Source organism: Actinacidiphila sp. DG2A-62 (assembly GCF_035825295.1).
In the GTDB taxonomy this organism is placed as follows: domain Bacteria; phylum Actinomycetota; class Actinomycetes; order Streptomycetales; family Streptomycetaceae; genus Actinacidiphila.
In genome coordinates this window covers 938,313-950,977 of record NZ_JAYMGI010000002.1, presented here as the reverse complement: position 1 = coordinate 950,977, position 12,665 = coordinate 938,313, and the positions used below count along the sequence as shown (strand labels likewise).

The 12,665-nt window shown below is 71.6% G+C and carries 6 protein-coding genes and 1 pseudogene; 4 read left to right on the top strand and 3 right to left on the bottom strand.

Annotated features, from left to right (window positions below; genetic code table 11):
* Window positions 1-107: 107 nt before the first annotated feature.
* The 3 genes from VSR01_RS04470 to VSR01_RS04460 all read left to right on the top strand — a co-directional run bounded on the left by VSR01_RS04470 (window position 108) and on the right by VSR01_RS04460 (window position 5,108).
* Window positions 108-1,694 carry a carbohydrate-binding protein gene (locus VSR01_RS04470; protein ID WP_326447980.1) on the top strand — a complete coding sequence of 529 codons (1,587 nt, stop codon included), beginning with the start codon at window positions 108-110 and terminating at the stop codon, window positions 1,692-1,694.
* A 151-nt stretch (window positions 1,695-1,845) separates the two neighbouring features.
* Window positions 1,846-2,682, top strand: a complete 837-nt coding sequence (locus VSR01_RS04465; protein ID WP_326447979.1) for an undecaprenyl-diphosphate phosphatase — start codon at window positions 1,846-1,848, stop codon at window positions 2,680-2,682.
* Window positions 2,683-2,852: 170 nt separating this feature from the next.
* Window positions 2,853-5,108 (top strand): RICIN domain-containing protein, encoded by a 2,256-nt coding sequence (locus VSR01_RS04460; protein WP_442785397.1) that lies wholly within the window; start codon window positions 2,853-2,855, stop codon window positions 5,106-5,108.
* A 132-nt stretch (window positions 5,109-5,240) separates the two neighbouring features.
* On the opposite strand, the gene VSR01_RS04455 is transcribed toward VSR01_RS04460, so the two are convergent.
* The 3 genes from VSR01_RS04455 to VSR01_RS04445 are packed head-to-tail and all read right to left on the bottom strand — an operon-like array spanning window position 5,241 to window position 10,449.
* Entirely contained in the window at window positions 5,241-7,991 is a 2,751-nt protein-coding gene (locus VSR01_RS04455; RefSeq protein ID WP_326447978.1) for an alkaline phosphatase family protein, read from the bottom strand.
* Window positions 7,992-7,993: 2 nt separating this feature from the next.
* Complete coding sequence (locus tag VSR01_RS04450; protein WP_326447977.1) at window positions 7,994-9,376, bottom strand: ABC transporter permease; 1,383 nt, start codon at window positions 9,374-9,376, stop codon at window positions 7,994-7,996.
* Window positions 9,373-10,449, bottom strand: coding sequence for an ABC transporter ATP-binding protein (locus VSR01_RS04445; RefSeq protein WP_326447976.1), 1,077 nt, complete (start codon window positions 10,447-10,449; stop codon window positions 9,373-9,375). Before VSR01_RS04445 ends, VSR01_RS04450 begins: the two co-directional genes overlap by 4 nt.
* A 512-nt stretch (window positions 10,450-10,961) precedes the next feature.
* Here VSR01_RS04445 and VSR01_RS04440 point away from each other — a divergent pair.
* Window positions 10,962-12,594: pseudogene (locus VSR01_RS04440) on the top strand (ABC-F family ATP-binding cassette domain-containing protein).
* The last annotated feature ends 71 nt before the right edge of the window (window positions 12,595-12,665 follow it).

The window sequence follows — 12,665 nt, the reverse complement described above, 5'->3', positions numbered from 1 at the left end:
GATTATCTGTTAGGAGTCTTGACAGTTCGGTGGGTCGGACCAAGAGTATTGGTCCAGACCAGCACCCTCCCGTGCTGACGCCCCCACCGTCGAAGGGAGCGCGGTCCATGACCGGACCCGTTCGCAGATCCCTCCCCATAGCCCGCCGCGCGCGGGGCTGGGCCCGCCCGCGCGCCGTGCTCACCGGACTGGCCACCGTCGCGGCCTCCGCCGGACTGGCACTGACCGGAGCCGGCGCCGCGCACGCCGCCACCCCGCTGCCCGCCCATGTGTTCGCCCCGTACTTCGAGGCGTACAACGGCGACAGCCTGTCCGGGCTCGCCTCCGCCTCGGGCAACAAGTACCTCACCATGGCCTTCATCCAGACCGCCTCGGCCGGGTCCTGCACCGCCTACTGGAACGGCGACAGCGGCATGCCGATCGCGCAGGCGAACTTCGGCTCCGACATCGACGCCCTCCAGGCCGGCGGCGGCGATGTCATCCCGTCCTTCGGCGGCTACGCGGCCGACAACAGCGGCACCGACATCGCCGACAGCTGCACGGACGTGAACTCCATCGCCGCCGCCTACGAGAAGGTCATCACCACCTACGACGTCAGCCGCATCGACCTGGACGTCGAGGACAACTCGCTGACCAAGTCCGCCGCGCTGGACCGCCGGAACAAGGCCGTCAAGCAGGTCCAGGACTGGGCGGCGGCCAACGGCCGCACCGTGCAGTTCTCGTACACCTTCCCGACCACCACCCACGGCCTGGTGGACGGCACCCTCGGCGACGGCTCGACGCTGCCCATCCTGCGCAACGCCATCTCCAACGGCGTGAAGCTCGACGTCGTGAACCTGATGACGTTCGACTACTACGACGGCGCCACGCACAACATGGCCACCGACACCGAGACCGCCGCGCAGGGCCTGCACGACCAACTGGCGCAGCTCTACCCGTCGAAGACCGACGCGCAGCTGTGGGGCATGGTCGGCGTCACCGAGATGCCCGGCATCGACGACTACGGCGCGGCCGAGACCTTCACCACCGCCAACGCCACCACCGTCTACAACTGGGCGGTCGGCAAGGGCATCAACACCCTGTCCTTCTGGGCGCTGCAGCGCGACAACGGCAACTGCCCCGGCCAGGGCGGCTCCGACTCCTGCTCCGGCACCACCCAGAGCACCTGGCAGTTCAGCCACACCTTCGAGCCGTTCACCAGCGCGGGCACCACCACCCCGCCGGCCAACGACTTCTCGGTGTCGCTCTCCCCGGCCTCGGCCACCGTCGCCGCGGGCGGCTCCACCACCTCCACCGTGCACACCGCGGTGACCAGCGGCTCGGCGCAGTCGGTGGCCCTGACCGTCAGCGGCGCGCCGGCCGGCGTGACCGCCTCGGTCAGCCCCGGCTCGGTCACCGCGGGCGGCAGCGCCACCCTGTCCGTGGCCACCACCTCCGCCGCGGTCTCCGGCACCTACGCGCTGACCGTGAAGGGCGCCGCCGGCTCGGCCGCCCACACGGCGACCTTCACCCTCACCGTCACCGGCGGCTCCTCGGCCTGCACCGCGCAGCCCTGGCAGTCCTCCGCGGTCTACGTGGGCGGCGACACCGTCTCCTACGGCGGCCACACCTGGAAGGCCAAGTGGTGGACCACCGGGGAGACCCCCGGCACCACCGGCCAGTGGGGCGTCTGGCAGGACCTCGGTCCCTGCTGACCCGCCCCGGGCGCCAGGTCCCGGCGGCCGGGCCCCGGATTCGGGGTCCGGCCGCTGATCCTCTAGAGTCTGCTCGGACGTCTACGCGAATGTAGTCGTCGCGGGCGCCGGGATGAGCACCGGCAGAGCAGGGGACGGGACCACACAACCCATGAGCGTCATCGGCGTCGGCCAAGCCGTCGTTCTCGGCATCGTCGAAGGGCTGACCGAGTTCCTGCCGGTCTCCTCGACCGGACATCTGAAGATGGCCGAAGGTCTGATGAACATCCCGGTGGACGACGACGCGGTCGTCGGCTTCACCGCGGTGATCCAGGTCGGCGCGATCGCCGCGGTGTTCGTCTACTTCTTCAAGGACATCACCCGGTTCGTCGGCGCGTGGCTGCGCGGGCTGACGAACAGCAGGGAGCGCGACAACCACGACTACAAGTTCACCTGGTGGGTCATCTACGCGACGATCCCCATCGTCATCGTCGGCCTCGCGGCCAAGCCGCTGATCGACGGACCGCTCGGCTCGCTGTGGGTGGTCGCCCTGTCGCTGATCGGCGGCAGCGTCGTGATGTGGTGCGCCGAGCAGATGGCGCGCTTCAAGCGCGGCGAGGACGAGGTCACCGTCAAGGACGCGATGCTGGTGGGCACCTCGCAAATCCTGGCGCTGCTGTTCCCCGGCTTCTCCCGCTCCGGCGCCACCATCTCCACCGCGCTGGTCCGCGACCTGGACCGCACCGCCGCCACCCGGCTGTCGTTCTTCCTCGGCCTGCCCGCGCTCACCGGCGCCGGGCTGTACGAGCTGAAGGACGCCACCAGCGGGGGCGTGAGCATGCCCGCGCTCGCCATCGGCACGCTGGTGTCGTTCGTGGTCGCCTACGCCTCGATCGCCTGGCTGCTGCGGTTCGTGGCGCGGCACTCCTTCAACTCCTTCGTGATCTACCGGATCGTGGTCGGCTTCGTGCTGATCGGCCTGCTCGCCACCAACGTCCTGGACGCCTGACCGGCTTCCACCTGCGGACTCCGTGCTTCCGGGGGCCGTCGCGCACGTGCGCGACGGCCCCCGCGCGCATAGTTCACGACTTATTTTTTGATGTGTATTGACTCCTCACGAGCCGGGCCCCTAGCGTCCACTGCGCATCGCGACCCCCACAACGCGACGAGGAGACACCTGTGCCCCAGGTACCCCACGCTCCCCAACCCCCCGGCCGTCCGCGGCGCCGCAGGAGAACCGCCGCGCTGGCCGCGGCGCTCCTGCTGCCGGCCTGCGCGGGCCTCGCCCTGGCCACCGCCCGGGACGCCGGAGCCGCCACGGTCCCCACCGCCCCGACCACGGTCGTCGGCGCCGGCAGCGGCAAGTGCGTCGACGCCCGCGCCGCCGCCACCGGCAACGGCACCGCCGTGCAGCAGTACACGTGCAACGGCAGCTCCGCGCAGTCCTGGCAGTTCACCGCCACCGACAGCGGCTACTACCGGATCGGCCTCGCCGCGGCGCCCGACCAGGTCTGGGACGAGACCGACGTGTCCACCGCCGACGGCGCGCCCACCCAGCTGTGGCTGTACGGCGGCGGCGCCAACCAGCAGTGGCTGCCGGTCGCCGAGTCCTCCGGCGCCTTCCACTTCGTCAACCGCAACAGCGGCAAGTGCCTGGACGTGCCGGGCGCCTCCACCGCCGACAGCGTCCAGCTCCAGCAGTACACGTGCAACGGCACCGCCGCGCAGTCCTTCGGCCTCGGCACCGGCGGCACCCCGCCCACCAACCCGCCCGGCACCCCGGACTTCGGCCCCAACGTCACCGTCTTCGACCCGTCGATGTCGGCCTCCGCCATCCAGTCGAAGATCACCTCGGTCTACAACGCCCAGGCCGGCAACGAGTTCGGCACCCAGCGCAACGCGCTGCTGTTCACCCCCGGCACCTACAACGTGGACATCCCGGTCGGCTACTACACCCAGGTCGCGGGACTCGGCCTGTCACCCGACCAGGTGTCCATCACCGGCGGCGGCGTCCACGTCGCCGGGCACACCAGCGACGGCAACGCCACCCAGAACTTCTGGCGCGACGTGGAGAACATGTCGCTCAGTCCCAGCTCCGGCAGCACCATGTGGGCGGTCTCCCAGGCCGACCCGTTCCGCCGGATGGACGTGCACGGCGGCATGCTGCTGTACGACAACACGCACGGCACCTCCGGCAACTGGTCGAGCGGCGGCTACATCGGCGACTCCCGCGTCACCGGCCAGATCAGCTCCGGCACCCAGCAGCAGTTCCTCACCAAGAACTCCTCGATGGGCAGCTGGAACGGCTCCAACTGGAACATGGTCTTCGTCGGCGACACCGGCGCCCCCGGCACCACCTTCCCCAACCCGCCGGACACCGCCGTCGCGCAGAGCCCGGTCTCCAAGGAGAAGCCGTTCCTGTACGTCGACTCCGCGGGCGACTGGCAGGTCTTCGCCCCCGCGCTGCGCACCGGCGTCCAGGGCCCGGACTGGGTGAACGGCACCGCGCCCGGCACCTCCGTCCCGATCGACCGGTTCTACATCGCCAAGCCCGGCGACACCGCGGCGACCATGAACGCGGCGCTGGCCGCGGGCAAGAACCTCCTGGTCACGCCCGGCGTCTACCACCTGTCCGCCCCGCTGGACGTGACCCGGCCCGACACCATCGTGCTGGGCATGGGGCTGGCCACGCTGGTCCCGGACAACGGCGTCACCGCGATCACCACCGCCGACGTCGACGGCATCGACATCGCGGGCCTGCTGATCAGCGCCAACACCACCAACTCCGCGACCCTGATGCAGATCGGCCCCAGCGGCTCCACGGCGAGCCACGCCGCCGACCCGACGGTGCTGCAGGACGTCTTCTTCCGCGTCGGCGGCGACATCGCGGGCAAGGCCACCACCACCCTGGTGATCAACAGCGCCGACGTGGTCGGCGACGACCTGTGGCTGTGGCGCGGCGACCACTCCAACGGCGTCGGCTGGAGCACCAACCCGGCCGCACAGGGCCTGGTCGTCAACGGCGCGAACGCCACGCTCTACGGCCTCGCGGTCGAGCACTACGAGAAGTACCAGACCACCTGGAACGCCAACGGCGGCCGGGTGTACTTCTACCAGAGCGAGACCCCCTACGACGTCCCGGACCAGGCAAGCTGGACCACCAGCGGCGGCGACCTGGGCTACGCGTCGTACAAGGTCGCCAACTCGGTGACCAGGCACGAGGCGTGGGGCGTCGGCGTCTACGCCTACCTCAGAGACCACCCCGACCTGGTCCTCGGCCACGCCATCGAGACGCCCACCACGGCCGGCGTGAAGTTCCACGACATGGTCACCACGGTGCTCGGCGGCGCCGGCACCATCAACCACATCGTGGACGGCAGCGGCGCGGCGGTCACCGCGAGCCACACGCACGAGACGCTGACCTCGTACCCGTAGGCGCCGCGCGGGACGACCTGCGAAGGGCCCCGGGCCGGCGGTGAGCCGGCCCGGGGCCCGGGTGTGTCGCGGTGGTGCGGTGGCGCTCCGGCCGTTGTCCCGGCGATCCCGCCGGAGGTCCGGCCGCGGTTCCTACTGGTCGTCCGCGTCGGCCGACGGCACGTACGCGCCGGGCACGTCGTTCGGCGCGTAGATCTTGTGGTCACCCGGGTACGGCGTGGTCCAGTTGTGCGTCTCGTACCAGGTGTAGCGGTTCATCTGCTCGGGGTTGGCGAAGTCGGGCACCGCCTTGTTCCCGGTCAGCCGCTGGTGGGACTTCCAGGTCTGCCACTGCGCGGCGACCTGCTTCTCCGCGGCCGGCACGAAGACCCTGGTCGGCGCGGGCGCCGCCGTCGGGTCCTGCGGCGCCGGGGTGTCGGCGCCGCACGGCGGCAGCGTGGACAGGCCCAGCGTCAGCGAGGTGCGGTTGGGCACCGCGGTGAACGGCGTGTAGTCCGGGCGCTTGGTGAACGCGCCGTACATCGGCGTGGCCGCGCTGTCCTTCTGGTTCATCGGGTGGATGCCGAGGATCTGCTCGATGGTGCGGACCATGGTGATCTGCGAGTAGTACCGGTTGTCCACGGCGCCGTGCTGGGCGTACGGGCTGATCACCTGGACCGGCGCGCGGTGGCCGTCGATGTGGTCCAGGCCGGCCTGCGAGTCGTCCTCGACGACGAAGATCGCCGAGTCCTTCCAGTACTTGCTGTGCGAGATCTCGTCGACCACCTTGCCGACCGCGAGGTCGTTGTCCGCGACCTGTGCGGCGGCGTTCGCCGGACCGCCGGTGTGGTCGTTGGAGAACCAGAACATGTTCAGGTTCGCCGGACCGTTCTTCTCGAAGTCCTGCTTCCACACCTGGTACTTGTAGACGTCCGGGACGTTCAGGTCGAACTGCGGGAAGCCCTGCACCGACACGTCGTTGAGCGACGGGATCGCCGAACCCGTCGCGATCGGGTACTGCGTCGGCGCGCCGGTGGCGTCCATGGTCTTGGCGTCGCAGTACAGGTTCTGCCACGTCGCGCCGGCCGGCTTGCTCTCGATCGACTGGAACTCGCCGAAGTCCTTCACCGACTTGCCCGCCGCCTGCGCACCGGTCCAGATGAAGCCGGACTTCTGGTGGCCCAGCACGTCGTTCTCGGTGTCGTAGCTGCGGGTGTACTCGCCCGCCGAGGACTCGGTGTACTCCGGGTTGTCCGACTGCATCAGCCAGTTGTGGCCCTCGGCGGAGTTCGTGCCGACGTCGTAGAAGTTGTCGTACAGCCCGAACTGCTCGGCCAGCGCGTGCTGGTTGGGCGTGACGTTCTCGCCGAACTGGGTCAGCGCCGGGTCGCCGTCGCCCTGCGGGATGTCGCCGAAGACCTGGTCGTAGGTCCGGTTCTCCTTGACCAGCAGGAACACGTGCTTGATCGTCGACGGGTCGCCGATCCTGGCCGGGACCGGCACCGCCTTGGCCTTGTGGCCCTTGGCCAGCTTGACGTCGCCCTCGGTCCAGCCGTTCTGCGCGAAGACCTTCGCGGTGTACGACCTGACCACCTTGTCGCTGGGCAGCGTGAACTGCGTCAGGCTGGAGGTGGTGTCGTGGGTGGCGTGCCCGGAGGCGTCCGGGCGGCGGGCGTCCACGCCGCGGGTGTTGGAGACGACGACCTGCTTGCCCACGGTGGTGATCTCCGCGGGGAAGTAGTCCGTCGGCAGCAGGCCCACGTAGGAGACCGGCTGCTGGGCGCCGCTGTACCGGTACACCGCGACCGCGTTGGCGCGGCCGAGCGTCACCAGCAGCCGGCCGTCGTCGGTGAGCGTCACCGCGTCGGGCTCGTAGCCGACCGAGGCCTCGGGCCACGGCTGGGTGGAGATGGTCTGCACGACCTTGCCGCGGGCGGTGCTGATGACCGACACGCTGTTGTCGGCGGTGTTGGTGACGAACACCGTGCCGTTTTTTGCGTACACCGCGGTCGGGTGCAGTCCGACGCCGATGGTGCCGACCGCCGCGGCGGGGTTCGCCACGTCGATCACGCTGACCGTGCCGGTGGTCGAGGCGCCGGTCTTCGGGTCGGCCTGCACGTCGGTGCCGTAGGAGTTGATGGTGGTCTCGCCGGGCTTCGCCTGGCGTCCGCCCTCGTTGCTGACGTAGAGCTTGCCGCCGACCAGGGCCAGGCCGCGCGGCGCGATGCCGGTCGCCCAGCTCTGCTCGATCGCACCGGTGGCCGCGTCGATGGCGACCACCCGGTTCTGGCCGTTGACCGCCGCGTAGACGGTGGAGCCGTCGGCGGAGAACACCGCCCCGCCCACCAGCGCCTGCTTGCCGCCGTCGGCCGGGATCGAGACCGCGACCGGGTTGGACAGGGTGCCGTCCGCGGCCACCGTGAACTTGGTGTAGCCGTCGCTCTGGCCGAGCCACAGCTGCTTGCCGTCGGGCGAGTACGTCGGCCCCTCCTGGCCGATCGACGCGCTCTTGATCTTCAGGGTGTCGGCGGCGTTCGTGCCGACCCGCTGCTTGACCTGCCCGGTCTTGAGGTCCATCAGCACCAGCGCCGCGTCGCCGTCGGTGACGGCCGCCGCGAGCGTGCTCCCGTCCGGGCTCACCGCGGACGACATGATCTTGCCGTCGTTGATCACGGTGCGGTCGCCGTACGGGTTGATGTACTGATCGTCGGAGACAACCTGGCCTTGTGGGGTGACCTGGCCGACCTGCTGGGTGCCGAACTGCGTCGTCGAGGCGACAGCCGTCCCGGTGACGCCCAGGGCGACGGCGATGCACGCCGTCACCAGCGTCGTCCGGCGGCCGACGCGCCGGCCGAGAAGGGTGAACTCCCTCTCGGTCGTCCGACGCTGCCGTGTTACCTGCATGGTTATCCCTTCGGGGTGGTGGAGAGCAGATCGACGTTGCCGTCGAACTGCCACAGCGGGTTGGGCGCATCACCCTGATCGGTGTGCAGCAGGAAGTAGCCGTTCACTTCCTTCGGGCCGTCGCCGTCGGCGACGTACCTCCCGTCCGCGGTGACATCCAGTTGGTAGATCGCCGTCCCGGTGATCGACACGCCCGGCACGTGCCAGGACACGACGCAGCGCCAGTCGTTGCCCGCGCCGTGGGCGTCGTCCCGCACATCGCCCTTGCTGCACGCGGCCGAGGTGCGCAGCTGCGCCTCGGTGACGGCGGGGCGGTGCAGCTCGCGGGTCTGCATCCGGTACAGGTGGGCGAAGGCCACCGACACCGAGCGCTGCACCTTCGCCTGGGTGATCCCGGTGCCCGACGACGAGGTCGACACGCCGACCACGGCGACGGTCACGCCGAGCAGCGCGGCCAGCGGCACCAGGCCCGCGCCGATCGCGCGGCGGCCCGAGGCGTCGTGCGCGGTGTTGGTGAAGTCCCGCCGCAGGAACAGCAGATACGCCAGCGTGGTGGCCACCACCGCCCACACCAGCGCGACCACGATGCCGATCAGCAGCGGCGTCGTCTGCCGCGGGCCGGTGAACAGGCCGTTCCAGGCGATGAAGGCGTAGCCGGGCAGCGAGACCCGCACCGCCACCGGCAGCGGCAGCATCTGGGCGAGCTGCATCGCCAGCGCCACCAGCGCGGGCAGCAGCAGCCCCATCGGCGACCGGCCGAGCGCCACCGAGCCGAGCAGGCCGATCGCGGCCAGCGCCAGCGTCGGGGCGATCACACAGGCCCAGGCCAGGAAGACCGCGCCGGCGGCGTGCGAGGGCGGCAGCAGTCGGCCGTCGAGGCCCACCAGCGCGTGATTGCCCTCCGCCAGCAGGCCGCCGGCCACACCGGACAGCGCCAGCCCGGCCAGCATCAGCACGATCACGGTGAGGCTGGCCAGCGCCTTGGCGGCGAAGATCCGGCGCGGCGAGCGGACCGCCACCAGCAGATGGCGCCAGGTGCCGAGCCGGTCCTCGGCGGCGAACACGTCGCCGGCCACCACCGAGGTCAGCAGCGGCAGCGCCCAGGTCCCGGAGAAGCCGAGCACCACCAGCGGGCCGGCCCAGCCGGTCGCGTGCATCCAGCGGCCGAACAGGGTGTCGGTGGGCAGCGTGCTCTGCTGGCCCACCGCCGCGACGAACAGCCCCGGCGCGAGCCAGCAGGCCAGCACCAGCAGCCGGACGCGCCACTGCGAGACCAGCTTGACGACCTCGAAGCGGTAGCCGCGGAGCACCGAGACCGGGCGGACGGCGGCGGCGGTGGCGGCTCCGGCGTCCGGGCGCGCGGTCGCGGTGGCGGTGGCGGTCATCGGGCGGTCTCCTTCGGCTGCGCCGCGGCCGCGGGGCGCGGGGGCTCGGCGGGCGGTTCGGCCGCGGCGCCGGTGCGGGCATCGGTGTCCGCGTCGGCGGCGCGCGCACCGGTCCCGGCCTCGGCGCCCGAGGTCCCGGCGTCGGCGTCCGTGTCGGTCAGGCGGAGGAAGGCCGCCTCCAACGGCGAGACCACGGGCGCCAGTTCACGCACCGCGACGCCGTCGCGCACCAGGTCGGCGACCAGCGCGTCCAGCGCCGGCACCAGCGCGCGCACCACCAGCGCCTCCGCGCCGCGCCACTCCACCGCGCCGGTCACCACGCGCACCCCGGCCGCGCCGGCCGCCGCCTCGCGCGCGGCCCGCGGGTCGGAGGTGAGCAGCCGGTAGTCCAGCTCGCGGTTCTCGGCGGCCAGTTCGCCCAGCGGGCCGGAGAAGACCACGCGCCCGGTGGACAGGATGGTGACCTCGGAGCACAGCGCCTCCAGGTCGTCCATCCGGTGGCTGGACAGCACCACCGCCGTGCCCTCCGCGGCGAGCCGGGTGAGCACCCCGTGCACGTGCTTCTTGCCCGCCGGGTCCAGGCCGTTCGCCGGCTCGTCCAGCACCAGCAGTTGCGGCCCGGTGAGCAACGCGGCGGCCAGACCGAGGCGTTGGCGCATGCCGAGGGAGAAGCCGCGGACCCGGTCGTCGGCCACCTCGGTCAGACCCACCTCGCGCAGGCTCGCGTCGATGCCCGGCGTCCGCGCGTCCAGGCCGCGCAGCGCCGCGAGCGCGGAGAGATTCTGACGTGCCGTCAGCGTGGGGTAGAGTCCGGGACCGTCGACGAACCCCGCCACCCCGGCCGGCGCGGCGAGCGCCCGGCCCGCCGTGACGCCCAGGACGTCGAGTTCGCCGCTGTCGGCCGCGGCCAGACCCAGCAGGATGCCCAGCAAAGTGGTCTTGCCGGCGCCGTTCGGCCCGACGAGCCCGTGGACGCGCCCTCGGGCCACGTCGAGATCGATGCCGTCGAGCGCGACGACGTCACCGAAGCACTTGGTGATCCCCCGAGCCCGGACGGCGAGCAGAGTGTCCATAGTCCCTTCTTTCGCGCACGACCCTCAGGGAACTTAGAGACACCACACGGCCGTGGCAGGGGACGGGAGTTGAACGGTTGGGGAAGGGGAGGCGACCGGCTTCCGCTGCAAGGGTGCTCCGCGCCGATGGGACGGCGTTCGGGCGGAGACGACCGATCGAAGGGGTCACGCGGGAGGTCCAGGTCCTAAGCGGCGCACGCGTGTGTGCCGCCCCGGGCGCCCGCAAGGACCTGGGAGAGCGCCGCGGCTCCGGGCGAGAACGGGGGCGGCTGTTAAACTGGCAGCGACACAGACCGTGCAGGCGAGGAGTGACAGACGTGGCGGGTGACGACGACATCTCCGGGTGAGACCCGGATCTGACGGCCGTCGGACGCGCTCGGGAGCGCTGCCGTGGCCCGTTTGTCGTACCCCTTTTCCGGCCGCCCCGGTCCCGCGTGGACCGCAGGTGCCGCGTTCCCCGTCTGCCCAGGGCAGAGGTCTCCGTCTGCCCGCCACCTCTTCGAGGTCGCCCCATGTCCGATGTCACCGTCGTCTGCTCGAACCTGTCGTTCTCCTGGCCCGACGACACCCCGGTCTTCCAGGACCTGTCCTTCGCCCTGACCGCCGGCCGCACCGGCCTGGTCGCCCCCAACGGCTCCGGCAAGAGCACCCTGCTGAAGCTGATCGCCGGCGAGCTGACCCCCGCCTCCGGCTCGCTGTCGGTCGGCGGCACGCTCGGCTACCTGCCGCAGACCCTCCCGCTGACCGGTGATCTCAGCGTCGCCGAGGTGCTCGGCGTCGCCGCCGTCATCCGCGCGATCGACGCCGTCGAGGCGGGGGACGTCAGCGAGGAGCACTTCGCCACCATCGGCGACGACTGGGACATCGAGGAGCGCACCCGCGCCCAGCTCGACCGCCTGGGCCTGGCGCACCTCGCCCTGGACCGCAGCCTGGCCACCCTCAGCGGCGGCCAGGTCGTCTCGCTGGGCCTGGCCGCCCAGCTGCTGCGGCGCCCGGACGTGCTGCTGCTGGACGAGCCGACCAACAACCTCGACCTGGAGGCCCGGCACAAGCTCTACGACGTGCTGTCCGACGTCACCGGCTGCCTGCTGCTGGTCAGCCACGACCGCGCGCTGCTCGACCGCATGGAGCGCATCGCCGAGCTCGGCGGCGACGAACTGCGCTTCTACGGCGGCACGTTCACCGAGTACGAGGAGACGGTGCGGGCCGAGAAGGAGGTCGCGGAGAAGAACGTCCGCAACGCCGAACAGGAACTGAAGCGGGAGAAGCGGGAACTGCAGCAGGCCCGTGAACGCGCCGAGCGCCGCGCGAGCAACGCCGCCCGCAACCTCAAGAGCGCGGGACTGCCCCGCATCTTCGCCGGCACCATGAAGCGCGGCGCACAGGAGTCGGCGGGCCGAGCCGGCCAGATGCACGCGTCCCGGGTCGGCGAGGCCAAGGCGCGCCTCGACGAGGCCGGCCGCGCGCTGCGCGAGGAGCAGCGGATCACCCTGGACCTGCCCGACACGCAGGTGCCCGCCGGTCGCACCCTCTTCCTCGGCGAGGGCCTGCAGGTCCACCACGCGGGACGGCCGGTGTTCGCCGACGGCGGCGTCGGCCTGTCGGTCCGGGGCCCCGAGCGCATCGCCCTGACCGGGCCCAACGGCGCGGGCAAGACCACCCTGCTGCGCCTGATCACCGGCGAACTCGCCCCCGACAGCGGGCAGATCACCCGGAACGACGGCCGAATCGCGTACCTGTCGCAGCGTCTCGACCTGCTGGACCCCGGCCGCACCGTGGCGGAGAACTTCGCCGCCTTCGCGCCGGAGCGACCCGAGGCCGAGCGGATGAACCTGCTCGCGCGCTTCCTCTTCCGCGGCGTCCGCGCGCACCTGCCGGTCGGCGTCCTGTCCGGCGGCGAGCGGCTGCGGGCCACCCTGGCCTGCGTGCTGTGCGCCGAGCCGGCCCCACCTGCTGCTGCTCGACGAGCCGACCAACAACCTCGACCTGGTCAGCGTGGGCCGGCTGGAAAGCGCCCTCAACGCCTACCGGGGCGCGTTCATGGTGGTCAGCCACGACGAGCGGTTCCTCGCCGCGATCGGCGTCAACCGCTGGCTGCGGCTGGCCGGCGGGGCGCTGGAGGAGACCGGGGCGCCCGCGGTGTGAGCCGCCGGCATGCGCCGTGGCCCGCGTCCGAGGCGCCGTGCGCCCCGCGGGCCGTCCACCGAACACATCGA

Coding starts and splice junctions, on each gene's coding strand:
- VSR01_RS04470 (WP_326447980.1), top strand. CDS start 108: ATGACCGGACCCGTTCGCAGATCCCTCCCCATAGCCCGCCGCGCGCGG.
- VSR01_RS04445 (WP_326447976.1), bottom strand. CDS start 10,449: ATGGACACTCTGCTCGCCGTCCGGGCTCGGGGGATCACCAAGTGCTTC.
- VSR01_RS04465 (WP_326447979.1), top strand. CDS start 1,846: ATGAGCGTCATCGGCGTCGGCCAAGCCGTCGTTCTCGGCATCGTCGAA.
- VSR01_RS04455 (WP_326447978.1), bottom strand. CDS start 7,991: ATGCAGGTAACACGGCAGCGTCGGACGACCGAGAGGGAGTTCACCCTT.
- VSR01_RS04450 (WP_326447977.1), bottom strand. CDS start 9,376: ATGACCGCCACCGCCACCGCGACCGCGCGCCCGGACGCCGGAGCCGCC.